The 24,877-nt window shown below is 66.8% G+C and carries 24 protein-coding genes; 18 read left to right on the top strand and 6 right to left on the bottom strand.

Going from position 1 to position 24,877, the window contains the following annotated elements; genetic code table 11:
- Positions 1 to 14: 14 nt before the first annotated feature.
- Genes AADH62_RS11295 through AADH62_RS11275 form a run of 5 tightly spaced genes read left to right on the top strand, consistent with a single transcriptional unit; the run spans position 15 to position 6,386 of the window.
- Positions 15 to 1,427, top strand: a complete 1,413-nt coding sequence (locus AADH62_RS11295; RefSeq protein WP_341579565.1) for a UDP-N-acetylmuramoyl-tripeptide--D-alanyl-D-alanine ligase — start codon at positions 15 to 17, stop codon at positions 1,425 to 1,427.
- Entirely contained in the window at positions 1,424 to 2,533 is a 1,110-nt protein-coding gene (gene mraY, locus AADH62_RS11290; protein ID WP_341579564.1) for a phospho-N-acetylmuramoyl-pentapeptide-transferase, read from the top strand. Before AADH62_RS11295 ends, mraY begins: the two co-directional genes overlap by 4 nt.
- A complete protein-coding gene (gene murD, locus AADH62_RS11285; protein ID WP_341579619.1) occupies positions 2,530 to 4,080 on the top strand; it encodes a UDP-N-acetylmuramoyl-L-alanine--D-glutamate ligase in 1,551 nt (516 codons plus the stop codon). The genes mraY and murD overlap by 4 nt, the downstream gene beginning before the upstream one ends.
- Positions 4,037 to 5,269, top strand: a complete 1,233-nt coding sequence (gene ftsW, locus AADH62_RS11280; RefSeq protein WP_341579563.1) for a putative lipid II flippase FtsW — start codon at positions 4,037 to 4,039, stop codon at positions 5,267 to 5,269. The genes murD and ftsW overlap by 44 nt, the downstream gene beginning before the upstream one ends.
- A 46-nt stretch (positions 5,270 to 5,315) precedes the next feature.
- Entirely contained in the window at positions 5,316 to 6,386 is a 1,071-nt protein-coding gene (locus AADH62_RS11275; protein WP_341579562.1) for a UDP-N-acetylglucosamine--N-acetylmuramyl-(pentapeptide) pyrophosphoryl-undecaprenol N-acetylglucosamine transferase, read from the top strand.
- Here AADH62_RS11275 and AADH62_RS11270 read toward each other — a convergent pair.
- Genes AADH62_RS11270 through AADH62_RS11255 form a run of 4 tightly spaced genes read right to left on the bottom strand, consistent with a single transcriptional unit; the run spans position 6,383 to position 9,236 of the window.
- Positions 6,383 to 6,787 (bottom strand): GntR family transcriptional regulator, encoded by a 405-nt coding sequence (locus tag AADH62_RS11270; protein WP_292727488.1) that lies wholly within the window; start codon positions 6,785 to 6,787, stop codon positions 6,383 to 6,385. The genes AADH62_RS11275 and AADH62_RS11270 overlap by 4 nt on opposite strands.
- Positions 6,784 to 7,485: a hypothetical protein gene (locus AADH62_RS11265; RefSeq protein WP_341579561.1), complete on the bottom strand. Its 702-nt coding sequence runs from the start codon at positions 7,483 to 7,485 to the stop codon at positions 6,784 to 6,786. Before AADH62_RS11265 ends, AADH62_RS11270 begins: the two co-directional genes overlap by 4 nt.
- Before the next feature lie 51 nt (positions 7,486 to 7,536).
- Complete coding sequence (locus AADH62_RS11260) at positions 7,537 to 8,871, bottom strand: hypothetical protein (protein WP_341579560.1); 1,335 nt, start codon at positions 8,869 to 8,871, stop codon at positions 7,537 to 7,539.
- Entirely contained in the window at positions 8,868 to 9,236 is a 369-nt protein-coding gene (locus AADH62_RS11255) for a PadR family transcriptional regulator (RefSeq protein WP_341579559.1), read from the bottom strand. The genes AADH62_RS11260 and AADH62_RS11255 overlap by 4 nt, the downstream gene beginning before the upstream one ends.
- Before the next feature lie 104 nt (positions 9,237 to 9,340).
- Between AADH62_RS11255 and murC the strand changes: the two genes are divergently transcribed.
- The 9 genes from murC to AADH62_RS11210 all read left to right on the top strand — a co-directional run bounded on the left by murC (position 9,341) and on the right by AADH62_RS11210 (position 17,183).
- Positions 9,341 to 10,747, top strand: a complete 1,407-nt coding sequence (gene murC, locus AADH62_RS11250) for a UDP-N-acetylmuramate--L-alanine ligase (RefSeq protein WP_341579558.1) — start codon at positions 9,341 to 9,343, stop codon at positions 10,745 to 10,747.
- Positions 10,748 to 10,923: 176 nt separating this feature from the next.
- Positions 10,924 to 11,892, top strand: coding sequence for an FtsQ-type POTRA domain-containing protein (locus AADH62_RS11245; protein ID WP_341579557.1), 969 nt, complete (start codon positions 10,924 to 10,926; stop codon positions 11,890 to 11,892).
- Between the two features lie 180 nt (positions 11,893 to 12,072).
- Positions 12,073 to 13,206, top strand: coding sequence for a cell division protein FtsZ (gene ftsZ / locus AADH62_RS11240; RefSeq protein WP_341579556.1), 1,134 nt, complete (start codon positions 12,073 to 12,075; stop codon positions 13,204 to 13,206).
- A 43-nt stretch (positions 13,207 to 13,249) separates the two neighbouring features.
- Positions 13,250 to 13,939 carry a YggS family pyridoxal phosphate-dependent enzyme gene (locus AADH62_RS11235; RefSeq protein WP_341579555.1) on the top strand — a complete coding sequence of 230 codons (690 nt, stop codon included), beginning with the start codon at positions 13,250 to 13,252 and terminating at the stop codon, positions 13,937 to 13,939.
- 31 nt (positions 13,940 to 13,970) lie between these two features.
- Positions 13,971 to 14,435 (top strand): cell division protein SepF, encoded by a 465-nt coding sequence (locus tag AADH62_RS11230; RefSeq protein WP_228178597.1) that lies wholly within the window; start codon positions 13,971 to 13,973, stop codon positions 14,433 to 14,435.
- Positions 14,436 to 14,438: 3 nt separating this feature from the next.
- The gene (locus AADH62_RS11225; protein WP_341579554.1) at positions 14,439 to 14,738 is read left to right on the top strand and encodes a YggT family protein; all 300 of its coding nucleotides are present in this window, start codon (positions 14,439 to 14,441) and stop codon (positions 14,736 to 14,738) included.
- Between the two features lie 97 nt (positions 14,739 to 14,835).
- On the top strand, positions 14,836 to 15,423 hold the full coding sequence (locus AADH62_RS11220) for a DivIVA domain-containing protein (RefSeq protein WP_341579553.1): 588 nt from the start codon (positions 14,836 to 14,838) through the stop codon (positions 15,421 to 15,423).
- Positions 15,424 to 15,431: 8 nt separating this feature from the next.
- Positions 15,432 to 16,190, top strand: coding sequence for a signal peptidase II (gene lspA / locus AADH62_RS11215; RefSeq protein ID WP_425355677.1), 759 nt, complete (start codon positions 15,432 to 15,434; stop codon positions 16,188 to 16,190).
- Between the two features lie 63 nt (positions 16,191 to 16,253).
- The gene (locus tag AADH62_RS11210; protein WP_341579552.1) at positions 16,254 to 17,183 is read left to right on the top strand and encodes an RluA family pseudouridine synthase; all 930 of its coding nucleotides are present in this window, start codon (positions 16,254 to 16,256) and stop codon (positions 17,181 to 17,183) included.
- A 21-nt stretch (positions 17,184 to 17,204) separates the two neighbouring features.
- Here the strand turns inward: AADH62_RS11210 and AADH62_RS11205 are convergent, their stop codons facing one another.
- Both AADH62_RS11205 and AADH62_RS11200 read right to left on the bottom strand, forming a co-directional pair.
- On the bottom strand, positions 17,205 to 17,798 hold the full coding sequence (locus AADH62_RS11205; protein ID WP_341579551.1) for a vitamin K epoxide reductase family protein: 594 nt from the start codon (positions 17,796 to 17,798) through the stop codon (positions 17,205 to 17,207).
- 55 nt (positions 17,799 to 17,853) lie between these two features.
- Positions 17,854 to 18,351, bottom strand: a complete 498-nt coding sequence (locus tag AADH62_RS11200; RefSeq protein WP_341579550.1) for an NUDIX hydrolase — start codon at positions 18,349 to 18,351, stop codon at positions 17,854 to 17,856.
- Positions 18,352 to 18,418: 67 nt separating this feature from the next.
- On the opposite strand from AADH62_RS11200, the gene dnaE reads away from it, so the two are divergent.
- The 4 genes from dnaE (at position 18,419) to AADH62_RS11180 (ending at position 24,821) form a co-directional block, all read left to right on the top strand.
- The gene (gene dnaE / locus AADH62_RS11195; RefSeq protein WP_341579549.1) at positions 18,419 to 21,937 is read left to right on the top strand and encodes a DNA polymerase III subunit alpha; all 3,519 of its coding nucleotides are present in this window, start codon (positions 18,419 to 18,421) and stop codon (positions 21,935 to 21,937) included.
- A 65-nt stretch (positions 21,938 to 22,002) separates the two neighbouring features.
- The gene (hisD, locus tag AADH62_RS11190) at positions 22,003 to 23,304 is read left to right on the top strand and encodes a histidinol dehydrogenase (protein WP_341579548.1); all 1,302 of its coding nucleotides are present in this window, start codon (positions 22,003 to 22,005) and stop codon (positions 23,302 to 23,304) included.
- A 12-nt stretch (positions 23,305 to 23,316) separates the two neighbouring features.
- Positions 23,317 to 23,790, top strand: a complete 474-nt coding sequence (gene nrdR, locus AADH62_RS11185) for a transcriptional regulator NrdR (RefSeq protein ID WP_341579547.1) — start codon at positions 23,317 to 23,319, stop codon at positions 23,788 to 23,790.
- Between the two features lie 2 nt (positions 23,791 to 23,792).
- Positions 23,793 to 24,821, top strand: a complete 1,029-nt coding sequence (locus AADH62_RS11180; protein ID WP_341579546.1) for a quinone-dependent dihydroorotate dehydrogenase — start codon at positions 23,793 to 23,795, stop codon at positions 24,819 to 24,821.
- Positions 24,822 to 24,877: the final 56 nt, after the last annotated feature.

Raw genomic sequence — 24,877 nt, 5'->3', positions numbered from 1 at the left:
CACGCATCCCGCGCATGATCAGTCTGACTCTGTCCCGAATCGCCGATGTCGTCGGCGGAACTCTCGTCCTTCGCGGCGCCGACTCCGCTGACACGGTCGTTTCTGGCACCGTCGACACCGATTCTCGACTCATCGAACCCGGCGACATCTTCGTAGCCAAACCCGGCGAGCACGCTGACGGTCACGACTTCGTTCCCGCCGCGATCGAGCGGGGAGCGGTGCTCGCCATCGTCGAGCGTCCGCTGGATGCCGCCATCACGCAGATCGTGGTGCCCGGGGCGGTCCACGCCCTGGCAGATCTGGCCCGCTTCGTCGTGGGCGAAGTACGCGATCGCGGCGCTCTGCAGATCGTCGGGATCACCGGATCGAATGGCAAGACGACGACGAAGAACATGCTGGCGCGCATCCTCGAGGCCGAGGACGAAACCGTCGCGCCGCAGGCATCCTTCAACAACGAGGTCGGTGCGCCCCTCACGATCCTGCGCATCACCGAGCGCACCCGCTATCTCGTCAGCGAGTTCGGGGCGAGCGCTCCGGGAGAGATTGCGCGCCTTGCCGGCCTCGTGCACCCCGACATCGGTGTCGTCCTCATGGTCGGGATGGCGCACGCCGGCGGGTTCGGTGGCATTGAGTCGACTTTCGTCGAGAAGTCGCAGCTGATCCACGCGGTCCGGCCCGGGGGAGTCGCGGTGTTGAACGCGGATGATCCGCGCGTTGCCGCGATGGCCGGTATCGCCGCCGAACGCGGCGCGACGGTCCGTTGGTTCGGGCGTGGGTCAGCAGCCGAGGTCCGCGCCGAGGACGTCGAGGTCACGCCCGAGGGAACGCGATTCCGACTGCTTGTCGACGGCGGAGACTTCCCCGTGGCGCTTCGCGTGCTCGGCGAGCACCACGTCATGAATGCGCTCGCTGCGATCGCTGCGGCGACGAGCCTCGGCATCCGTCCCGAAGCCTGCATCGAGCGGCTCGAGTCGATGGAGTTGGCAGAGCGGTGGCGGATGCAGCCGATGGGCTCCGAGCGCGTGCGCATCATCAACGACGCCTACAACGCGAGCCCCGACTCCATGGCCGCGGCGCTGCGCACTCTCGCGCAGATCACGACGCCGGATCAGCGCACCGTCGCCGTTCTCGGCGCGATGAGCGAACTCGGCGAGTACGCGGGGGAGGAGCACGACCGCGTCGGTCTTCTCGCGGTGCGGCTGCGCATTCAGCGGATCGTCGTCATCGGCTCTGCTGCGCGTCGACTGTACCTCTCGGCGATCAGCGAGGGGTCGTGGGACGGTGAGGCGGTCTTCTTCGAGACAGCCGATGAGGCCTATGACTACCTGATGACCGAGCTGCGCGACGGCGATCGGGTGCTGGTGAAATCGTCCAACTCCGCGGGCCTGCGGCACCTCGGCGACCGTCTGGGAGAATCCTTCTCGTGAGATCCCTGTTGATGGCGTCGGCGATCGCCCTGTCGTTCTCGCTCTTTCTCACACCGGTGTTCCTGCGCCTGTTCCGCCGGTGGGGCTGGGGTCAGGTCATCCGCACACCCGAGGCTGGCAACAACCCTCAGCACGGGTTCAAGCGAGGCACTCCCACGATGGGTGGCGTCATCTTCGTGGGTGGGACGACGATTGCGTACCTGATCGGCACCTACGCGGGCGGAAACCCCCCGACGATCTCAGGCTTCCTGGTGCTCTGGATGATGATCGGCTTCGCGCTCGTCGGATTCATCGACGACTACATGAAGTTGCGCAGCCAGCGAAGCCTCGGCCTGTCAGGCTGGCGCAAGATCGTCGGTCAGGTCGTTGTCATCGTGCCGTGGGCGATCGTGGCGCTGCAGTTTCCGGATGCGCAGGGTCAGACTCCCGCCACGGCGTACGTTTCGGTCTTCCGTGACATCTCCGTGCTGAACTTCTTGGCTCTGCCGGTTGCTGTCGGCATCCTGCTCTACATCGGCTGGATCAGCTTCATCGGCGTCGCCTGGTCCAACAGCACCAACGTCACCGACGGCCTCGATGGACTTGCCACCGGTGTCGGCGTATTCACGGTTGGCGCCATGAGCCTCACCACCTTCTGGCAGTTCCAGCAGCGATGCGTCGGCGAGGACCTTGTCGCTGCCTACCAGCAGGCCTGCTACCAAACGAGGGATCCGCTCGACCTGACGATCATCGCGGCGACTTTTGCTGCATCGCTCGTCGGATTCCTGTGGTGGAACGCGCCGAAGGCGCAGGTCTTCATGGGGGATGTCGGGTCCATGGCGATCGGTGGTGTCATCGCCGCGGTCTCGATCCTGTCGCACACCGAGATCCTCACCGTACTCACCGCCGGGGCGTTCATCATCGGACCGGGATCGGTCATCCTGCAGCGGGTGTACTTCAAACTCACCCGTGGCAAACGCCTCTTCCTCATGAGCCCCTTCCACCACCACCTCGAGATGCGGGGGTGGTCGGAGACCAACATCGTCATCCGGATGTGGATCATCGCCGCAGGCCTGGCAGTTACCGGCGTCGGCTTCTTCTACGTCGAATGGCTCGCGCGCACATGACCGGCGAGTCCTCGCGGCTGGATGGACTGACCAGCTGGCACGCCGACTGGCGCGGTCTGCGGGTTGCCGTCCTCGGCCTCTCGGTGACGGGCTTCTCGGTGGCCGACACGCTCGCGGAGCTCGGCGCTGACGTCCTTGTCCTGGCCGAGTCGGCTGACCCCGCGTATGAGCGCCTGCTGCCTGTCATCGGAGTGCGGTCATCGATCGGCTCGCTCAGCACCCCTCCCGTCGAGCTCGTCGACTTCGCTCCCGAGGTCGTCATCGCCTCGCCCGGCTTCAGCCCGACGCATCCGCTCGTGCGCTGGACGCTCGAGAGCGGCATCGCGCTGTGGGGAGACATCGAGCTGGCGTGGCGTGTGCGCGACAAGGTCGGGCGTCCCGGCGGCGCTCCTGCCGACTGGGTGCTGATCACCGGCACCAACGGAAAGACCACCACCACAGGGCTTGCCGCCACCATGATGGTGGCGGGGGGACTCCGCGCCGTGCCGTGCGGCAACATCGGCACGCCGATCCTGGATGCCGTCCGCGATCCGTCGGGCTTCGATGTGCTGGTCGTGGAACTGTCCAGCCATCAGCTCTGGTACCTGAGCTTGCAGTCCTCGCCGGAGCCTGTCTCGCCCCACGCGGCAGTATGCCTGAACCTCGCGGACGATCACCTCGAGTGGCACGGATCCTTCGAGGCGTACCGGGATGCAAAGGCGCAGGTGTACGACCACACGCGCGTGGCCTGCATCTACAACAAAGCCGATCTCGCGACGCGCGAGATGGTCGAAGAAGCCGATGTCATCGAGGGGGCGCGCGCCATCGGGTTCGACCTCGGTGTGCCCGGCCCGAGCGACCTCGGCGTCGTCGACGGGATCGTCGTCGACCGCGCCTTCCTGGCCGAGCGCCACACCAGCGCGCTCGAGCTCACGACGATCGACGAACTCCGGGAGCTCGGTCTCGCTGCGCCCCATGTCGTTGCCAACATCCTCGCCGCCAGCGCGCTTGCTCGCTCGCTCGACGTAGCGCCCGAGGCCATCGCACGTGCGCTTCGCGAGTTCCGCCTGGATCCCCACCGGATGGAGATCGTTGCCACCGCCGCCGGCGTCACGTGGGTGGATGACTCGAAAGCGACGAACCCGCACGCCGCGGCATCCTCGCTTGCTGCCTACCCCGGTGCCGTGTGGATCGTGGGGGGCCTCCTCAAGGGCGTCGACATCACCACGCTCGTCTCGACCCGGGGACGCCTCGTAAAAGCAGCGATCGTTATCGGTGACCAACGCGATGCCGTTCGGACGGCGTTCGAGCGACACGCGCCCGACGTTCCGCTGCACGAGGTCATTGCCGATGAGACTGGGGACGTCATGGCGCAGGTCGTGGACCTGGCGATCGGACTCGTGGCCGAGGGGGATGTCGTCCTCCTCGCACCGGCCGCGGCATCCTTCGACCAGTTCGCCTCCTACGCGGACCGCGGTGAGAAGTTCGCTGCGGCAGTGAGGCACCGAGTGGGAAGGGGCGAACATGGCGACACCGACGCCGATCCGTCCGCTCCCGCAGGAGCCTGACGAGCCCACGCCCAAGCGCGGGCTCGCCGCCCGCGTCTCTCTCGGGTCGCTTTTCCGCCCGGTTGCCGGTGAGTTCCTGCTCATCTCGTCCAGCGCCGTTCTGCTGACGATCTTCGGCCTGGTGATGGTGCTCTCGGCCACCAGCGCGACGGCGACGGCTGCAGGTCAGGCGCCGTACGATGCCGTCATCAAGCAGGCGGTGTTCGCCGCGATCGGCCTGCCGCTCATGTTCATTGCGAGTCGACTACCGGTGAGCTTCTGGAAGCGGATCGCGTGGCCAGCCCTCATCGTCACGACCGCCTTCCAGCTCCTCGTGTTCACGCCCCTCGGTGTGGAGGACGGCGGAAACCGCAACTGGATCCTCATCGCGGGAGTCCAGGCGCAGCCGTCGGAGTTCCTGAAGCTCGCGCTGGCCCTGTGGCTCGGGTTCATCCTGTTCCGAAAGCGCACACTGCTGGGCGACTGGCGGCACGTGTTCATCCCGGTGGTGCCTGTCGCTGCAGCGGTGATAGCAACGGTGCTTGCGGGCCACGATCTCGGGACCGCGATGGTGCTGTTCCTCCTCGCGCTCGGTGCCCTCTTCTTCTCTGGTGTGAAGCTGCGGGTCTTCATCATTCCGCTGCTCGGCGCCATCGTCGCAGTCGCGGCCTTGGCGGTGACCAGCCCGAACCGTATGGAGCGCATCCTCAGCGTCTTCAACACCGACTGCACCGCCGACTACCTCAGCACCTGTTACCAGCCGCTGCACGGAATCTGGGGACTCGCCGGCGGCGGCATCTTCGGCCTGGGACTTGGGAACTCGAAAGAAAAGTACGAGTGGCTGCCGGCGGCATCCAGCGACTACATCTTCGCCATCGTCGGTGAAGAACTCGGCCTCATCGGCGCGATCGTCGTGCTGGGGCTGTTCGCGATCTACGCGATCGGCGCCTTCCACATCATCCGCAAGACAGACGACACGTTCGTGCGGATCGTTGCAGGCGCGATCACCGTGTGGATCGTCGGCCAGGCGCTGATCAACATCGGCGTCGTGCTGCGCCTGTTCCCGCCCCTCGGCGTTCCCTTACCGTTCATGTCGCAGGGCGGCACGTCGTTGGTGTCGGTGCTTGTTGCCACGGGAGTGCTGCTGGCCTTCGCCCGGACGATCCCGGTGACGACGAGGCAGGCGCCCCGGTCCGCCGCGCGCCGCTGAGGTCCGCTGCCCGCGGCCCTGCGTTGAGGCGAGATAGGGTCGGACGGTGACGACCTACCTGCTGGCCGGTGGCGGGACCGCCGGGCATGTGAACCCCCTGCTGGCAGTCGCCGACGGGCTGCGCGCACGCGACGCGGATGCGGATGTGCGCGTCCTCGGGACCGCGGAGGGTCTGGAATCACGGCTGGTGCCGCAGCGGGGCTACGAGCTGCTGGTCGTCGACAAGGTGCCGTTTCCCCGGCGCCCCGACCGCGCTGCAGCAGCCTTCCCCGGCAGGTTCCGTCGCGCGGTCGCTCAGGTGAGAGCACACATCGCAGCGCACGGGGTGGACGTCGTCGTCGGGTTCGGTGGTTACGCGTCGGCACCCGCCTACGTCGCAGCCCGCCGCGCCGGCATCCCGTTCGTGGTCCACGAGGCCAACGCTCGTCCCGGGCTGGCCAACCGACTCGGTGCGCGGCGTGCCGCCGGCGTGGGTGTCGCTTTCGAGGGGACGCCGCTGCCGCGGGCGCGACTGGTGGGGATGCCGCTTCGCCGCGAGATCGAGGATCTCGACCGCGCGGCGCTTCGCGCGGAGGCCGCTGCCTCCTTCGGTCTGCGGCCGGAGGCGCCGACGCTGTTGGTCTTCGGGGGATCGCTCGGGGCGCTCCGGCTGAACACGGCTTTCGCCGGTTCCTGGCGCGATGTGCTGGATGCCGGTTGGCAGCTGATCCATGTCACGGGCGACCGCTCCGACCTCGAGGATCCGGGCGTGCCGGGCTATGCCCTCCGTCGCTACGTCGACCGCATGGACCTCGCTTTCGCGGCGTGCGACTTCATCGTCTCGAGGTCGGGGGCTGCCACGGTGAGCGAGATCAGCGCGCTCGGAATCCCCGCCGTCTACGTGCCCTATGCCGTGGGCAACGGGGAGCAGGCGCTGAACGCTGCCTCCGCAGTGGCGCATGGCGCTGCGATCCTGATCCCCGATGCGGATTTCACCCCGGGGACGGTCCGGGACCGCATCCTGCCCCTGCTGACCGATCCCGACGAGCGATCGCGGATGGCCGAGCGGGCTGCGGAGATCGGCATCCGCACCGGAACCGAGAACCTCATCGCGATGATCGACGAGGCCCTCGCCTAACCGTCGGCGCGCACGGTTGCCACCTCAGGCGGGGAGTTCGTCGGTTCGGTGGTCTTCAGCGCTGCGATCACGGCCGCGATGGCCTGATCGGTGTCGACGCGCAGGCCACGGACCTGCTCGGCGAAGGCTGCGGCAGCTCGCTGAATCTGGCCGAGCGCGGCGTTCTCGTCGACGGACACGAACGTGCCGTAACGGCCGCGCGTTTCAATGAGGCCCGTGGTCTCGAGCTCCCGGTAGGCCCGAGCCACCGTGCCCGGCGCAAGTCCAAGGTCGCCGGCGAGTCGGCGCACCGTGGGAAGCCGAGAGCCTGGCGGCAGCTCACCGCTCGCTATCGCCGCAACGTACTGCGCGCGCAGCTGCTCGAACGGAGGTGTGGGCGAGGCGGGGTCGATGACGATCATGCGCCTTCTCCCCGGGCAAGCTCGACCGACGGGCTCGCGAATCGCCGACTTTGCGGGCGCAACGCGGCCGGATATCGTGACGCTGCCATCTTCCCGAGCCCCAGCGAGTACGTCACCTGCGCTGCGGCGATCAACACCGGAGTCCATGGGCTCATCAGCGTCGACAACTCCGGGCGTGTGGCGGCAATCGGGGTCAGGGTGAGCGTTCCCGCAGCGATTCCCAGCGGTAGTGCTGCGGCCATTGTTGCGGCGCTGCGCAGTGACCACAGCGCGTCCGCGCGGAACAGGTCGTCCCACGCCAGCTGGAGGTCATCGCTGGCGACCTGCGGCTGGGATAGCACGATCCGCTCCATCACGCGCATCACGACGAAAACGATGATCGCGAAGACAAGAAGCCCGGCGCACCACAGCACGGTTTCGGTCGCGATGCGGCTGGGCTGCACCAAACGCCACGCGAGGACAGCGGCCACGCCCACAGACGCAGTTCCGAGGGCTATGGGGGCCAGAACACGCCGCCAGGGCTGACGCAGGTAGTTCACGCCGGTTCCGAACGGTAGCTTCACGACTCGCTCGTATCGCGCGGCTTGTTGCGCGCTCAGGTCGTGCCGTTGGCTTCTGATCAGGTAGATGATCGGCACCAGGGCGAGCGCGCACAAGATCGCGGCGGTGAACCAGACCATGCCGAACTCGAAAGACATGTCTCTTTTGTATCAATATTGTCGCAATGTGTCGATACAGTTCCATGAGGTTCAAGCCAGCTCGACCTGCATGTGCTGCGGCACCGGTGCGCTCACCCGCAGGCATACCAACACGATCGCGACGATCGGCGTCAGGATGCCGAGAACAGCCGCAAGGATCTGCCCCATGATCGGCAACGCCACCGCGACGATGAGGCTGACCGCCAGGGCGAGGGATCGGTTTCGCCACGAGGCGGCCCACACGAGCCAGACGATCGCGGCAGCCGGAAGAAGCCAGACGACGGCGCCTATCGGGCGAGGGTTGCCAGACGGGAGTATGGTTCCCCATCCGGTCACGACGAGCACAAGCGTGAGCGCACCCAGCGTTGTGGCGCCCCACACTGCTCTTTGCTGCGTCGCGGTCCGCCGCGGCGCGCGGAGGGCGAGCGCGAGGATCACCAGGATGCCGCATCCGGCTGACGCGCGCATGCCGACGAGCATCGCTTCGGTGCCGTCGAGGCTCGTGTACAGAGACCCTGTCACCGCGAAGGTGATCGACAGCAGCGACGTAATGATGGCGGCAACGGCAAGCGCACGCGCAGCGCGTCGCCGTCCGACCCGGCCCGCATGCGAGTCGACAGCAGAGGCTGTCGCACTGCTGCGCTCCCGGTGCCCGGGCCAGACGAGGGCGACGATCACGACCGCCGCGGCAGAGACGAGGAATGTCGTGATCGGTGACATGAGCATGACGGCCGCGAGGGGAAGCGACAGCGCGGCGCCGATGATGCTCGTCCCGACGATCAGGACCCGCATCCCGCGGCGACGCGCGAGCCGGTCGCTGACCGCCACGACCACTGCACATGCGGCTGCTGTCGATCCGAGTGCGATGAAGGCGGGGAACAGGGCCGAGAAGAGGGAGCGAGGGTCGCCGGCGTCCGCCTCATCGAACCCGACGCTCCAGGACGTGAAGGCGAGCGCGGCGCCCGTTGTCGCGATGATGGAAATGCCGAGCGCGACCAGCGTGCGGATCGGATCGAGATGAAGACGATGCCGGGCACTGGCGAGGGCTACCGTCCACCACAGAGCCGGGACCAGCCCGACCTGAGTCACGAGAATCGTCGTGAACAGCCAGGGGGCAGCGTAGGTGAGCCCGAGCTGGCCAGCTGCCGCAACGAGAGCTGACACGGCCAGCGCGGCAACGCCGGCCACGCGCGCGGTGGTGGCGTCGAGGCGGGTGCCCAGGCCCGCCAGCGCTGCTGCCATTCGTTCACCGCGCGATGGCGCGCTCAGCCCGCCCGCTTCGGCGGCATCCATAGCTGTGCCCACGAATACCGCGGCATTCGCGTCGCGCCACCAGCGCGGGTACCAGCGGACGAGGCGCTCGAAGCGGTCTCGGTCGAGACTCATGCCAGCGCGTTCCGCGGATGAGCGGGGCGCGGTCTCGCACCGCCGCCCGCTGCGGTGCCCAGCGCCCGGCGGGCGGCGGCGACCCGCTGCTCGAGCTCGGCGGTTTCGCTCTCGAGCTGCGCAACGCCCTGGGATGTCAGGCGAAAGTAGCGGCGCGCGCGCCCATCCACGATCTGTTCGCCCGACTCCTCGACAGCGCCGCTCGCGGTCAGGCGATCGAGCGTCGCATAGAGGGTCGCGGTCTTGAGGGACGCCGCGCCGCCGGATGCCTCGAACACGCTCCGGAGGATGCCGTAGCCGTGCTGCGGTCCGTTCGCGAGCGCCGTCAGAATCCAGAAGGTCGTGTCAGGTCGCGCGGTAGCCATGACCCCGAGCATATTCCCGATCATGGAATATCGATACGGTGAGCCTGCGATAGGCCGCGTGCCGAAGGAGTTCCTCAGCGACGCCGACCTAGGATTGTCGGGTCATGATCAGACCCGACCTCAGCCTCCCGATCCCCGAGACCATCGAGGCAGCGCACTTCATCGGTATCGGCGGCTCGGGGATGTCGGGCCTGGCGGGCATGTTCCTGGATCGCGGCATCCGCGTCTCGGGATCCGACCGCGCCGACAGTGCGGCACTCCAGGCCCTCGCTGCCCGAGGAGCGCGTGTCCACGTCGGGCACGACGCCGCGCATTTGCAGGATGCCGACACTGTCATCCACACCGGGGCGATCTGGCCCGAAAACCCTGAGTTCGTCACGGCGAAGGAACGGGGACTGCCCGTCATCCATCGCTCTCAAGCGCTCTACTGGCTGATCGGCCGCCGCCCGCTGGTCTCGGTTGCGGGAGCGCACGGCAAGACGACCTCGACGGGGATGATCGTCACGGCGCTGCGTGCGCTCGGTGCCGACCCGAGTTTCGTCAACGGGGGAGTCATTGCCGATCTCGGTGTCTCCAGCGGCACCGGTGCTGACGATCTGTTCGTCATCGAAGCAGACGAGTCCGACGGCACGTTCCTTCTCTACGACACGGCTGTCGCGCTGATCACGAACATCGACCCCGACCACCTGGACCACTGGGGCAGCCGGGAAGCCTTCGATGCCGCGTTCGCGAGCTTTGCGAACAAGGCGCGCGAGGCCGTCGTCCTGTCGTCGGACGACGAGGGCGCGCGTCGGATCCTTCCTCACCTCACCCACCCGCGCGTCATGACCTTCGGAAAGGCGGAAGATGCCGATGTGCGCGTGCACGGCATCCGCACCGACGGACCTGTGTCGTTCGAGCTCACCCACGCGGGGCAAACGGTCTCGGCCGCGCTGGCGATTCCCGGAGAGCACAACGCGGTCAACACGGCCGGAGCCGTGGCTGTGCTCCTGACCCTGGGGCATGCCTTTTCCGATGCCGTGAAGGCCGCCGAGGCGTTCGCCGGAACCGTGCGTCGCTTCGAACTCCACGGGATCGTGCGCGGCGTCAGAGTCTACGACGACTACGCCCATCATCCGACCGAGGTCGCTGCGGCCCTCGCTGCAGCCCGCACTGTCGTCGGTGATGGACGAATCATTGCGCTGCACCAGCCCCACACCTATTCGCGAACGCAACAGATGGCCGCGGAGTTCGCCGAGGTGCTCGAGACCCACGCTGATCACACGGTCGTGCTCGATGTGTACGGCGCGCGAGAGGACCCGATCCCGGGAGTGACCGGCGAACTCGTGTCGAGTCGGTTCACGGATGCCGATCGCGTCCATTTCGAACCGGATTGGGCTGCCGCGGCTGCTTACACGGCCTCGGTAGCGCGGGATGGGGACTACATCATCACGCTCGGCTGCGGCAACGTCTACCTCATCATTCCCGACGTGCTCGCTGCGCTCGGCCGGCAGGGCGCACTGGCGGAATAGCCATGCGCCGGCCGACCCCGCTCCCGCCCTCCGGGCCTCCCTCGGGCTCTGACGACAAGGCCTCCTCGCCCCCGCCATCCGGCACGCGGGGGAGGCACCGCAACTCGCTCGATGCAGATGTACCTGCCGGCGCTGAGTTTGCGGGTGAACCGGCATCCGTTCCCGCCGAGAGTGCCGTGACGGAGCCGATCGGTCTCCGGGGAATCGCCGGTCGCGCACCGATCTGGCCCCCTGCATCGGATGCCGACACCGGCATCCTGGCCTCGGGCGCAGCATCCGTCTCCCCCGGTCTGCCTGCAGGGGGTGCCGGAGATGGAGCGCCCGGAGCTGCCGAGCCGCTCCCCGGTGAGTCGGACGCGACGGAGGCCGCCGGGCCCGAAGCGGTCGGTATGCGTGACGTGTGGCGGGCCGCGCGCGCGCGGCGGCGTGCGCTCAAGTCTGAGGTGCGTCGGTTCACCGTGCGCGCTCGTCGGCGACGTGCCATCTGGCTCGGGTCCATCGCTGCTGTCGTGCTCGTCGCCCTGGGTAGTGTCGCCGCGGCATACAGCCCCCTCTTCGCCGTCGAGACGATCACGGTAGCGGGGGCTCAGCAACTGGATGCCGCGGCAGTGTCTGACGCGCTCTCGTCGCAGCTGGGTACACCCTTGCCGCTCGTGGACGAGAGCGCCATCAAGGCGGCGCTCGTCGCCTTCCCGCTCGTCGAGTCCTACACCGTCGAAGCTCGGCCACCGCATGATCTGGTCGTGCGGGTCGTTGAACGCACCCCGATCGGGGTGATCGCGTCTCCTGCCGGGTACACCCTCGTGGATGCCGCCGGAGTTGCGCTTTCGACCACGCAGACCCCCGCGCCCGGCAGGCCCGTGCTGCAGATCACGGGTGGAACGGCATCCGAAGCCTTCGAGGCAGTCGGGCATGTGCTGCGGTCGTTGCCCGACACGATCATGTCGCAGGTGACCGAGGCCTCGGCAACGACACCGAACGACGTGACCCTGACCCTCGGTGGAACCGGTACCCAGATCGTCTGGGGCAACGCTGACGAGTCTTCGAACAAGGCGGTCGCGCTGGCAGCCGCGATGAAGTCGCGTCCACCCGAGACGGTATCCCGCTACGACGTCTCGTCGCCGTCAGCGGTCGTCATCCAGTGATCTGCTGATCTCGCTGGTCCGACCGGGCGCACGAACGAACGGGATGTGCGACACGCCCCCGCAAGCGCGCGGAATCGGGGGAGTCGACGCTTAGCTTCGTGTCTAGGAAATACATACCCAGCAATACTTTATACCTCCAGTTGAGGTTGAAGGTTGCAGGACACGAGCACAGGAGTCGGCATGAGCCAGAACCAGAACTACCTTGCAGTCATCAAGGTGGTCGGCGTCGGTGGCGGAGGCGTCAACGCCGTGAACCGGATGATCGAGCTCGGCCTGCGCGGGGTCGAGTTCATCGCCGTCAACACTGACGCTCAGGCACTGCTGATGAGCGACGCCGACGTCAAACTCGACGTCGGGCGTGAACTCACCCGAGGGCTGGGAGCCGGCGCCGACCCCGAGGTGGGTCGCCGTGCCGCCGAGGACCACACCGAAGAGATCGAGGAGGCGCTCCGCGGCGCCGACATGGTCTTCGTCACCGCCGGTGAAGGTGGCGGAACCGGCACGGGCGGTGCGCCCGTCGTCGCAAAGATCGCGAAGTCGATCGGCGCGCTCACGATCGGTGTGGTGACCAAGCCGTTCTCGTTCGAAGGTCGCCGCCGCCAGAGCCAGGCCGAGTCGGGAGTGGCGCGCCTGAAAGAAGAGGTCGACACCCTCATCGTGGTGCCCAACGACCGGCTGCTGGAGATCAGCGACCGCGGGATCTCGATGATCGAGGCTTTCGCCACCGCGGACCAGGTGCTGCTGGCCGGTGTCCAGGGCATCACCGACCTCATCACGACGCCCGGACTCATCAACCTCGACTTCGCCGACGTGAAATCCGTCATGCAGGGGGCGGGCTCAGCGCTCATGGGAATCGGCTCGGCACGCGGTGCGGACCGGGCGATCAAGGCTGCAGAGCTTGCTGTCGAGTCGCCGCTGCTGGAGGCATCCATCGAGGGTGCGCACGGCGTGCTGCTGTCGATCCAGGGTGGTTCCAACCTCGGCATCTTCGAGATCAACGACGCCGCCCAGCTGGTCAAGGAGGCCGCCCACCCCGAGGCCAACATCATTTTCGGTACCGTCATCGACGACACGCTCGGCGACGAGGTGCGCGTCACGGTGATCGCCGCCGGGTTCGACGGTGGCGAGCCGCAAGCGCGTCCGGATGCCACCCCGGTGGTCCGTCGCGAGCCCGTCGAGCAGCGTGCAGCCGCAGACTCCGAAGACGAGCCGCAGCGTCCTGAGCAACTGGCTCCGGTGCCCTCGATCTCGGATGCAGCCTACGATTCGGCGTTCGGGGACGACGACCTCGACATCCCCGACTTCCTGAAGTGACCGCATCCGCGCCGGCGAGGGTGCGCGGCTCGAGGCGGCAGTTGTGACTGAGTCGGACGCGCAGCTCGCGGATCGTCTGGCGTCGATCGACGATCGTATCGCTGCTGCTGCGCGGCAAGCGGGGCGTTCGCCTGAAGACATCACTCGTATCGTCGTGACGAAGTTCCATCCGGCGTCGCTGGTCGAGGAGCTTTATGGCCTCGGCGTGCGCGACGTCGGCGAGAACCGGGTTCAGGAAGTACTCGAGAAGGTCGTCGGGGTCGGGGATCTGTCCGACCTGCGGTGGCATTTCGTCGGTCAGCTGCAGACCAACAAGGCGCGGGCGGTGCGTCGCGTGGCCTCGGTCATCCACTCGCTCGACCGCCCGAAGCTCGCCGATGCGCTGGATGCCGAGGCCGAGGTGCCCCTGGACGTCCTGATCCAGGTGAACCTCACCGACGACCCCGGCCGTGGGGGAGTCGCTCCGGAGAATCTCTCAGCGCTCGCCGAGCACGCAGCCGGCTGCGCGGGACTGCGCGTCCGAGGCGTCATGGCGGTTGCTCCCCTTGACGAGGAACCCGCGGCGGCGTTCGAACGGCTTGCCGGCCACGCGCACACCGTGCGCCGTGTCTTCCCGGACGCCACCTGGATCTCGGCCGGGATGACCGGCGATTTCGAAGCTGCAATTCACGCCGGCGCGACACACCTGCGCATCGGCACGGCAATCACGGGTCCGCGCCCTGTACGCGGTTAACCTCGGAGCAGACGAGCAAACGGAGGATGCGATGTCGAACCCCTTGAAGAAGACCATGGTCTACCTGGGCCTCGCCGATGAGGAAGAGGTCTACGACGAGACGCCGGCGCCCGCGCCCACGCGCAAGTCTGCTGCGGCATCCGTCGAGAAGGCCGCTCCGGTCACGCCGATCCATCGCCCGGCGGTTGTTCGTCAGCCCGCAGTGGGTGCTCTCAACGAGATCGTCACGGTGCACCCCAAGCAGTATCGCGACGCGCAGGTCATCGCCGAGAGCTTCCGTGAGGGCGTTCCCGTGATCATCAACCTCTCGCAGATGTCAGACGCCGACGCACGGCGCCTCATCGACTTCGCGAGCGGTCTGTCACTCGGTCTGTACGGCCGCATCGAGCGCGTGACCAGCAAGGTCTTCCTGCTCTCGCCCGAGAACGTCGCTGTGTCAGGCGAGGGTGCCGTGGCGCAAGCGGATCCGGAGGCGGTTCCTTTCCCGCAGACTTGATACGTGAACGTCATCCAGATCGTCGCCGGAATCCTCAATGCGGCACTCCTGATCTACATTCTTGTGCTGCTGGCTCGGCTCATTTTCGAGTGGATCCCCGTCTTCGACCGTGAGTGGCGTCCTCGTGGCGCGATGCTGGTCGTCGCAGAAGGTGTGTACACGGCGACGGACCCTCCGATCCGTTTCCTCCGTCGTTTCATCCCGCCGTTGCGTATCGGAAGCGTCGCCATCGACTTCGCATTCGCACTCACGATGCTGTCGTGCTTCATCCTCCTGTCGGTGACACGCGCCTTCGCAGGATGAATCCACCCACGACTATGCTTTGCTGTTATCAACCGTCCACAACCGCGTGCCGGAACGCACGATCGGCCAGTGGTCGGGCGAACGAAAGAGGGAAGAAATGCCACTGACTCCGGATGACGTCGTCACCAAGCAGTTCCAGCACGTCCGGTTTAAGGAAGGGTTCGACCCCGACGAGGTCGATGACTTCCTCGACGAGATCGTGGTCGAGTGGCGTAAGGCCCTGGCCGAGAACGAAGAACTCAAGGCACGTATCGCCGAACTCGAGTTGGGCGCTCCCGCCGCCCCCGCCGCACCTGTAGAGGCCCCGGTCGAAGAGGCCGCCCCCGCGCCTGTCCCCGCAGCTCCTGCGGGCACCCCGCTTCCGACGGTGGCAAGCGCTGGCCTGCTCGAGCTTGCCCAGCGCCTGCACGACGAGCACGTCGCCGAAGGTCAGGCACGCCACGACCAGCTCATCGCCGAGGCCCAGGCCCAGGCAGCCTCGATCATTTCGGACGCCGAGACTCGCGGTCGCGACGAGATCGCTCGCATGGAGGCGAAGAAGGCCGAGCTGGATGCCCGCATCGGCGAGCTGCGCCAGTTCGAGCGCGACTATCGTTCGCAGCTTCGCGGCTTCATCGAGGGCCACCTGAAGGACCTCGACTCCTCCTCGACCGACAGCGCGTCGGTCGCGAACATCACGAACTGAGGACGCTCTTGGCGTCTCGGCCACCTCTGCGTCACGCGGCGGCCGGCACCAGGATTGCGCTGCTCGCAATCCTGGTGCTGGCCGTCGACCAGTTCACGAAGTACCTTGCGCTGACCAACCTCCCGCTGCAGCAGTCAGTCCCGGTGCTGGGAGAGTTTCTGCAGTTCTACCTGGTCAAGAACCCGGGTGCAGCCTTCTCTCTCGGGGAGGGATACACCTGGATCTTCACGATTGCCCTCGCGGTGGTCGCCGGTGTGATCGTGTGGCTTGCCGCTACCCGCGTGCAGTCACGCCTCTGGGTGATCGTGCTCGGATTGCTGCTCGGGGGTGTGCTCGGAAACCTCACCGACCGCCTCTTCCGGGAGCCCGGATTCCCCGTGGGGCACGTCGTAGACTTCATCAACACACCGTGGATGTGGTTCTGGATGAGCCCCGCCATCTACAACGTGGCCGACATCTTCATCGTGTCGATGATGATCGGCGTGGCCCTGCTCGTGATCGTAGGAGTACAGATGGACGGCAAGCGACACCATCACCATGAAACGAATCCCGCCGAGGAGGAGACCATCCTCGGCGCCGCCGGAGACGAATTTCCTCCCGGTGGCGGCGTTGCCGGAGGGTTCGACTCGGAGTTCCCCGTCGCCGACCCGTACGCGGGTGTGCCTCGCGACGAGATCGGGCTCCCTCCGCTCACGGAGGCCGAGCAGGAGGCTGTGGCACGGGAGGCCGACCGGATCGCCGACGAGGAATCCCGCCGCGACTCGTGAGTCGTCTCGGTAGGCGAGCAGCTGCTGTTCCCGACCGCCGACGCACTCGAGGCGGAGGCTGACGTGCCGGCGCGGATGTTGCCGGTGCCGGACGGGCTCGATGGCGCCCGGGTCGATGCTGCAGTCTCCAAGATGCTGGGATTCTCGCGCACTTTTGCGGCCGACGTCGCTGAGGCCGGAGGTGTCAGGGAAGGTGGCAGGATCCTCGGGAAGTCCGACCGACTGACGGCAGGAACGGTTCTCGAGGTCGAGTGGACGGATCGTCGCGAGCCCGAGGTCGTCCCTGTCGTCGTGCCGGGCTTTGGCATCGTGTACGACGACGACGACATCGTGGTCGTCGACAAGCCCGCGGGCGTTGCCGCGCACCCGTCGGTGGGCTGGGAAGGCCCGACGGTGCTCGGGGCCCTGGCTGCGGCAGGTTTCCGGATCGCGACGAGCGGTGCCCCTGAGCGGCAGGGCGTCGTTCACCGCCTGGATGTCGGCACCAGCGGGCTCATGGTCGTGGCCAAATCGGAGCATGCGTATGCCGTCTTGAAGGCGGCATTCAAGGACCGCACCGTCGAGAAGATCTATCACGCGGTGGTCCAAGGGCACCCCGACCCGCTCGCAGGAACGATCGATGCGCCGATCGGGCGTCATCCCTCGCACTCCTGGAAGTTCGCGGTCACCCCGGACGGCAAGCCCTCGATCACCCACTACGAGACCATCGAGGCATTCCCCGGGGCATCGCTGCTGGAGATCCACCTGGAGACAGGTCGGACCCACCAGATCCGCGTGCATATGGCGGCGCACCGCCATCCGTGTGTCGGTGATCCGCTCTACGGAGCCGACCCCACGCTCTCAGAGCGCCTGGGACTGACCCGCCAGTGGCTGCACGCCCATACGCTCGCCTTCACGCATCCCGCGACACGGGAGTGGGTCTCGTTCGATTCGCCGTACGCGCCCGATCTGGCTCACGCGCTGGCGATCCTCCGCGGCGAGGAACTTGCGTGAGCGAGCTGACGCCCCAAGGGCTCAAAAACTGCCGAGCAGATCGAGCCGTAGCTGCGCCGTGATAGCGATGAGGGCGTAGTCAAGGACGGTGGCAAGCAACGCCCACGAGAAGATCACGCTTCCTACGCGCCGCGTCGCGACCGCTTCGGTCCACACGCCGTCGCGCAGCATCCAGCCCGTGGTGAACCAGAAGAGCGGAATCGTGACGAGCCAGATGATCATGCACCAGGGGCAGAGCGACCCGTAGACGAAGATGCTCTGGAACGCGAAGTAGTGCACGAGAACGAAGGCCCCGGCCACGAAGATGCCGTAGGTCCGCCAGTACCAGCGACGAAGACCGGATGGTGATGCCAGCCCGCTGACGCCGGCGTAGACGGGTCCGAGGAACAGCACCATGCCCGCTATCGAGTTGCTGAAGCCGAGGATGTTGCCGCCGGGGGAGAGCAGGTTGGGTCCGCAGGTGACGAGCACTCCCCACTGGCACGAGATGATCGCATCCGCGCCGGTGAGCTGACCGATGTACTCCAGGTACAGGAGGAACGCGACGACGGCGGCGAGGATGCCCCCGACGATCCAGAAGACGGCGAGCGGGACGGTGGGTCGGTGCAGGGCCACCCGCCCATTGTCTGCACCGGTCCCGGCGCTGCATGCACGGCCGGGCCGGACTTAATCAGGCGGACGGATGCTGCGTCCCGCCGCCGGCGGAAACGAACTGCGCTTCGCCGCGTTCGGGGATCGCGGCATCGATGCGCGCACGCATATCGGCGTCCACATCCTCGAGCGCGTCGAGCGGGTACCAGCCGACCTCTGTCATCTCGCCGTCGACGGGAACCGGGTCGCCGGCGACCCATGTGCATCGGAACGTCAGGTCGAGGTAGTCGCTCTGATCCCCGTTGGCATACGTGATTCTCGGGATCTGATGGACCCACGCGAGGCGGTCGGCGCGGATGACGACGCCCGCCTCTTCGGCTGCCTCTCGCACCGCGGCGTCGGCTGGCTCTTCGCCGGGATCGACGATGCCGGTGATCGGGGTGAGGGCGTGATTGTCGGAGCGTCGACCGAGGAGGATCTCGCCGTCGCGGATGACCACGGCGGTGACGCCCACGAGCGGGAGCGGGCGGGTTCCGATGAACTGGCGGAGCTCGAGGATGAAGTCGGGAGTTGGCACACGGCAACCGTAGCCGCCCCGGCGGGCCGGGTGAGCCGGCGTCGGAGCCCGAACGTAGACTCTCGGCATGGCGTCCGACTCCTTCGTCCACCTGCACGTGCACAGCGAGTATTCGATGCTCGACGGAGCCGCCCGCATCGGGGCGATGGTGCAGGAGGCTGCAGCTCAGGGGTCGCCGGCGATCGCCGTCACCGACCACGGAAACACGTTCGCGGCGTTCGAGTTCTACAAGGCGGCGAAGGATGTCGGCATCAAGCCGATCATCGGCATTGAGGCCTACGTGACCCCCGGCACGCACCGGTCCGAGAAGTCACGGGTGCGGTGGGGGTCTCCCGAGCAGAGCGATGACGACGTGTCGGGTTCGGGTGCATACACGCACATGACGCTGCTTTCTGAGACGACGGCCGGGATGCACAATCTCTTCCGGCTCTCATCAAAGGCGTCCATGGAGGGCTACTACTTCAAGCCCCGCATGGATCGCGAGCTGCTGGAGACATACTCGAAGGGTCTGATCGCGACGACCGGATGCCCCTCGGGCGAAGTCCAGACCCGGTTGCGCCTGGGGCAATATGACGCCGCCCGTGCTGCGGCGGCGGAGTTCCAAGACATCTTCGGCAAAGAGAACTACTTCGCCGAGATCATGGATCACGGCCTGGACATCGAGCGCCGGGTCATGACCGATCTGCTGCGGATCGCCAAAGACCTCGACATCCCGCTTCTCGCGACCAACGACTCGCACTACACCCACCAGCACGACGCGAACAGCCACGCCGCCCTCCTGTGCGTCCAGTCAGGGTCGACGTTGGATGATCCGAAGCGGTTCAAGTTCGACGGCGACGGCTACTACATCCGCACGCCAGCCGAAATGCGCCAGATCTTCCGGCAGCACCCCGACGCGTGTGACAACACGCTGCTGATCGCCGAGCGCTGCGAGGTCGAGTTCAACACCAGCGCCAACTACATGCCGCGCTTTCCCGTCCCCGACGGTGAGACCGAGGAGAGCTGGTTCGTCAAAGAGGTCGAGGCGGGGCTCGAGGAGCGTTACCCGGCAGGCATCCCCGACGAGGTGCGCAAGCAGGCCGAGTACGAGGTCGGCGTCATCGTGCAGATGGGCTTCCCTGGCTACTTCCTGGTCGTTGCTGACTTCATCAACTGGGCAAAGCGCAACGGCATCCGCGTCGGCCCGGGCCGTGGCTCGGGCGCCGGCTCGATGGCCGCCTACGCGATGCGCATCACCGACCTCGATCCGCTGCAGCACGGCCTGATCTTCGAGCGGTTCCTCAACCCCGACCGCGTGTCGATGCCCGACTTCGACGTCGACTTCGACGACCGTCGCCGCGGCGAAGTCATCCAGTACGTCACCGAGAAGTATGGCGACGACCGAGTGGCACAGATCGTGACGTACGGCACGATCAAGGCGAAGCAGGCGCTGAAGGATGCCGGCCGCGTGCTCGGATTCCCCTTCAGCATGGGGGAGCGCCTCACCAAGGCCATGCCGCCGGCGGTCATGGGCAAGGACGTGCCGCTGACCGACATGTTCAACAGGGATCACCCCCGCTACAAGGAGGCGGGGGAATTCCGCACGCTCATCGAGACCGACCAGGAAGCCAAGACCGTCTTCGACACCGCGGTGGGACTTGAGAACCTGAAGCGCCAATGGGGTGTGCACGCTGCCGGCGTGATCATGTCGAGCGAACCGCTCATCGACATCATCCCGATCATGCGTCGCGAGCAGGACGGCCAGATCGTCACGCAGTTCGACTACCCGTCGTGCGAGTCGCTGGGACTGATCAAGATGGACTTCCTGGGGCTTCGCAACCTCACGATCATCAACGATGCACTCGATAACATCGAGGCCAACCGTGGCGAGCCACTCATCCTCGAGGAGCTCGACCTCGACGATCGCGCATCTTACGAGTTGCTCGCGCGAGGGGACACCCTCGGGGTGTTCCAGCTCGACGGCGGCCCGATGCGATCCCTCCTTCGCCTGATGAAGCCCGACAACTTCGAAGACATCTCGGCCGTGCTCGCGCTGTATCGTCCGGGCCCGATGGGCGTGAACTCGCACATCAACTACGCGCTGCGCAAGAACAAGCAGCAGGAGATCGAGCCGATCCACAAAGAGCTCGAAGAACCCCTCGCCGACATCCTCGACACGACCTATGGCCTCATCGTCTATCAGGAGCAGGTCATGGCCGTCGCCCAGCGCGTCGCGGGCTACACGCTCGGTCAGGCTGACCTCCTTCGCCGCGCGATGGGAAAGAAGAAGAAGTCCGAGCTCGACAAGCAGCAGGAGGTCTTCTTCGGCGGCATGACCGAGCGCGGGTTTTCGGATGCTGCCCAGCAGACCCTCTGGAAGGTTCTGGAGTCGTTCGCCGACTACGCCTTCAACAAGGCCCACACCGCGGCCTACGGGCTCGTGTCGTACTGGACTGCCTACCTCAAGGCCCACTATCCCGCGGAGTACATGGCGGCGCTGCTCACGAGCGTTGGCGACTCGAAAGACAAGATGGCCGTCTACCTCAACGAGTGTCGACGGATGGGCATCCGAGTATTGCCACCGGATGTGAACGAGTCGATCCGCTACTTCGCGGCAGTCGGTGACGACATCCGTTTCGGGCTCGGTGCCGTGCGCAACGTCGGGGCGAACGTCGTCGAAGCGATCGTGCAGGCGCGCGCGGATGAGCACTTCGTGTCGTTCCACGACTTCCTCGCTCGCGTGCCGGTGTCGGTCGCGAACAAGCGCACCGTCGAGTCACTGATCAAGGCCGGCGCCTTCGACACGCTCGGTGCGACCCGTCGCGCACTCCTGGAGATCCACGAGGACGCAACCGAGCAGGCTGTGCTCGACAAGCGCCGCGAAGCCAATGGCGAGGTCGGGTTCGATTTCGACTCGCTGTGGGGGGCGGACGAACCGCAGCAGGTCAACAAGGTTCCCGAGCGTCCGGAATGGACCAAGAAAGACAAACTCGCCTTCGAACGCGAAATGCTGGGGCTCTACGTCTCGGATCATCCGCTCGCGGGCCTCGAGGTCCCGCTTGCCAAGCATGCGTCGATCAACATCCATGACCTCCTGGCCTCTGAAGACCTGGCGGATGGCGATCAGGTGACCATCGCGGGCCTGGTGACGAGTGTGCAGCACCGTGTCGCCAAGTCCAGCGGCAATCCCTACGGCATGATCACGGTCGAGGACTTCGATGGCGAGATCACCGTCATGTTCATGGGAAAGACCTACGCGGAATTCCAGCCGATGCTGCAGGCTGACTCGATCCTCGTCGTTCGAGGACGTGTGTCGCGGCGCGACGACGGCATGAACCTGCATGCGCAGGCCGCGTTCTCACCCGACCTCGGCTCCGTCGACGCATCCGGACCGCTCGTGCTCATGATCCCCGAGCAGCGGGCCACCGAAAGCGTGATCGGCGATCTCGCCGATTGCCTGCGTCGTCACCGCGGTGAGACAGAGGTCACGGTCAAGCTTCACAAGGGCGGCGTGGCGAAGGTGTTCGAGGTGCCGCATCCCGTGACCGTCACCGCCGACCTCTTCGGTGAACTCAAGGGCCTCCTCGGGCCGCAGTGCCTCGGATAGTCCCGGGGCCGAGGCTGAACCGCGCACCGGTGATTCACACCCCGCGCGGGCGATAGCGTAGATGGATGCTTCGCACCCTCGATCTGCGCGGGCAGTCGCTAACGCCCGCAGAGTTGCTCGCCGCCGTACCCCGCGCGACGGCAGCCCGTTCCGAGGCGCTCGCCACTGCCGCGCGCCTCGTCGATGACATCGCCGAGCGCGGCGAGACCGCGCTGCGCGAACAGGCTGAACAGTTCGACGGGGTGACCGGTCACGACATCCGTGTTCCTGCCGAGCACCTTGCCGAGGCCCTTGATTCGCTTGATCCGGTCGTTCGCGACGCTCTGGAGCGAGCCATTGCACGCGTCCGGGCTGCCTCGGCCGTGCAGGTTCCGCCGCCGACCACGACGACGCTGGCCCCGGGTGCGCTCGTGCACCAGCGGTGGCAGCCGGTGCGCCGGGTCGGCGTGTATGTGCCGGGCGGAAAGGCCGTGTATCCGTCCAGCGTCGTGATGAACGTCGTGCCCGCTCAGGCGGCGGGTGTCGAACAAATCGCCCTCGCATCCCCGCCCCAGCGGGCGGAGGATGGGCGAGTCCACCCGGTCATTCTCGCCGCCGCGAAGCTGCTCGGGGTCACCGAGGTGTATGCGATGGGCGGCGCTGGCGCGATCGGCGCTTTCACATACGGGGCAGCAAGCCTGGGTCTCGACCCGGTGGACGTCGTAACGGGACCGGGGAACAACTTCGTGGCTGCCGCAAAGCGTGCGGTGGCCGGTCGCGTCGGCACCGACTCGGAGGCGGGGGCCACCGAGATCCTCATCGTCGCCGACGACACGGCCGACCCGCGGCTGGTGGCGGCCGACCTCATCAGCCAGGCCGAGCACGACGAGCAGGCATCCGCGGTGCTCGTGACATCGTCGGCGGAGCTTGCCGATGCTGTGCAGGCCGAGATCGGCGCACTGGCCGCCCAGACACTCCACGCTGCGCGCATCGAGGTGGCACTGACCGGTCCGCAGTCTGCCATCGTGCTCGTGGACGACCTCGACGCCGCGGTCGACTTCTCGAACGCCTACGCGCCCGAACACCTCGAACTGCACCTTGCCGACCCCGTGCCGCACCGGTTCGTGCACGCCGGGGCCGTCTTCGTCGGCCCGTATTCGCCGGTGAGTCTGGGTGACTACCTCGCGGGAAGCAACCACGTACTCCCCACGGGCGGGCAGGCGCGGTACGCAGCGGGGCTATCTGCCTCGACGTTCCTGCGACCGCAGCAGGTCATCGAGTACGACCGGGATGCCCTGGCGGAGGTATCCGATGCGATCGTGGCGCTCGCGACCGCCGAGGTGCTCCCCGCGCACGGTGAAGCCGTTCGCGCGCGCTTCACCGCGTAGTCTGGGGCTGCTATGCACTGCCCTTTCTGCCGTCACCCCGACTCACGCGTGATCGACTCCCGCACCAGCGACGACGGTCTCAGCATCCGTCGTCGTCGCCAGTGTCCGGAATGCGGTGGCAGGTTTTCGACCATCGAGACGGCGAGCCTCAACGTCATCAAGCGCTCGGGTGTGATCGAACCGTTCAGCCGGGAAAAGGTCATGTCGGGTGTGCGCAAGGCGTGCCAAGGGCGCCCGGTGACCGAGGGCGATCTTGCCGTGCTGGCGCAGACGGTCGAAGAGGCGGTCCGGCAGACCGGTTCGTCGCAGGTGGATACCAACGAGATCGGCCTGGCAATCCTCGGTCCACTCCGCGAACTCGACCAAATCGCTTATCTCCGGTTCGCGAGCGTCTATCAGGCGTTCGATACGTTGGAGGATTTTGAATCGGCGATCGCACAGTTGCGCGCGGATCATCAACGCCTGGCATCCGATCTCGAGGAGTAAGCATGTACCCGTGGCTGTTTCGCACGTTCCTCTCGAAGATGGACCCCGAGGCAGCGCACCATTCGGCGATGCTCGTCATCCGGCTGCTCGGTTTCCCGCCGTTCTCGTGGGTGGCCAGAGCCCTCACCAAGCCTGATCCGTCGCTGCGCGTGCAGACGCTCGGATTGACCTTCGACGCGCCATTCGGTGTGGCAGCCGGGTTCGACAAGGATGCCGTGGGCGTCGACGGCCTGCACGCGCTGGGGTTCGGTCACGTCGAGGTGGGGACGCTGACCGCGATCCCGCAGGCGGGAAACCCGAAGCCGCGCCTGTTCCGCCTCATCCCCGATCGCGCCGTCATCAACCGCATGGGGTTCAACAATCGGGGCTCGTACGCCGCCGCCGCTCGGCTCGAGCGGGCCAGGCGCCGCAGCCACCGCACGGTGCTCGGGGTCAACATCGGCAAGAGCCGGATCGTGGATGTCGAGAATGCCGTTGTCGACTACGTCACGAGTACGCGCCTCCTTGCGCCCGTCGCCGACTACCTCGTCGTCAACGTATCGTCGCCGAACACACCGGGTCTGCGGAGCCTGCAGGCCGTCGAGTCGCTGCGGCCCCTGCTCAGTGCCGTGAAGGACGCTGCCGAAGACACCCCGCTGCTCGTCAAGATCGCGCCCGACCTCTCTGACGACGACATCCGCGACATCACGGCCCTGGCTCTCGAGCTGGGCTTGCAGGGCATCGTCGCGACGAACACGACGATCGCGCGTGATGACCTGGGGCTCGTGACCGACCCGGCGGTGGTCACTGCTGCGGGCGCTGGTGGGCTCTCGGGCAAGCCGCTGGCTCCCCGCGCCCTGGAGGTGCTGCGTCTGGTGCGCTCGCTCGTGCCCGATGACTTCTGCGTCATCTCGGCCGGCGGTGTCGAGACCGCTGCCGACGTGCGCGAGAGGCTGGATGCCGGCGCAACTCTGGTGCAGGGGTACACCGGTTTCCTCTACCGGGGGCCGCTCTGGGCGCGGCAGATCAATCGCGGTCTCGTCCGCGCGTGAGGGCCAGTCGCACCCCGCAACGAAAAGACTTAGGAAACCCTAACTTCATCCGGGAT

Origin of the sequence: Microbacterium schleiferi, from assembly GCF_038150145.1 — a bacterium.
Lineage (GTDB): Bacteria > Actinomycetota > Actinomycetes > Actinomycetales > Microbacteriaceae > Microbacterium > Microbacterium schleiferi_B.
Note: the sequence above shows the minus strand (reverse complement) of the source record. Positions and strands in the feature narration are given on the sequence as shown.

Coding starts and splice junctions, on each gene's coding strand:
- AADH62_RS11180 (WP_341579546.1), top strand. CDS start 23,793: ATGTACCCGTGGCTGTTTCGCACGTTCCTCTCGAAGATGGACCCCGAG.
- AADH62_RS11220 (WP_341579553.1), top strand. CDS start 14,836: ATGCCACTGACTCCGGATGACGTCGTCACCAAGCAGTTCCAGCACGTC.
- ftsW (WP_341579563.1), top strand. CDS start 4,037: ATGGCGACACCGACGCCGATCCGTCCGCTCCCGCAGGAGCCTGACGAG.
- AADH62_RS11255 (WP_341579559.1), bottom strand. CDS start 9,236: ATGGCTACCGCGCGACCTGACACGACCTTCTGGATTCTGACGGCGCTC.
- murD (WP_341579619.1), top strand. CDS start 2,530: ATGACCGGCGAGTCCTCGCGGCTGGATGGACTGACCAGCTGGCACGCC.
- AADH62_RS11295 (WP_341579565.1), top strand. CDS start 15: ATGATCAGTCTGACTCTGTCCCGAATCGCCGATGTCGTCGGCGGAACT.
- AADH62_RS11270 (WP_292727488.1), bottom strand. CDS start 6,787: ATGATCGTCATCGACCCCGCCTCGCCCACACCTCCGTTCGAGCAGCTG.
- nrdR (WP_341579547.1), top strand. CDS start 23,317: ATGCACTGCCCTTTCTGCCGTCACCCCGACTCACGCGTGATCGACTCC.
- AADH62_RS11260 (WP_341579560.1), bottom strand. CDS start 8,871: ATGAGTCTCGACCGAGACCGCTTCGAGCGCCTCGTCCGCTGGTACCCG.
- murC (WP_341579558.1), top strand. CDS start 9,341: ATGATCAGACCCGACCTCAGCCTCCCGATCCCCGAGACCATCGAGGCA.
- hisD (WP_341579548.1), top strand. CDS start 22,003: ATGCTTCGCACCCTCGATCTGCGCGGGCAGTCGCTAACGCCCGCAGAG.
- AADH62_RS11265 (WP_341579561.1), bottom strand. CDS start 7,485: ATGTCTTTCGAGTTCGGCATGGTCTGGTTCACCGCCGCGATCTTGTGC.
- AADH62_RS11230 (WP_228178597.1), top strand. CDS start 13,971: ATGTCGAACCCCTTGAAGAAGACCATGGTCTACCTGGGCCTCGCCGAT.
- dnaE (WP_341579549.1), top strand. CDS start 18,419: ATGGCGTCCGACTCCTTCGTCCACCTGCACGTGCACAGCGAGTATTCG.
- ftsZ (WP_341579556.1), top strand. CDS start 12,073: ATGAGCCAGAACCAGAACTACCTTGCAGTCATCAAGGTGGTCGGCGTC.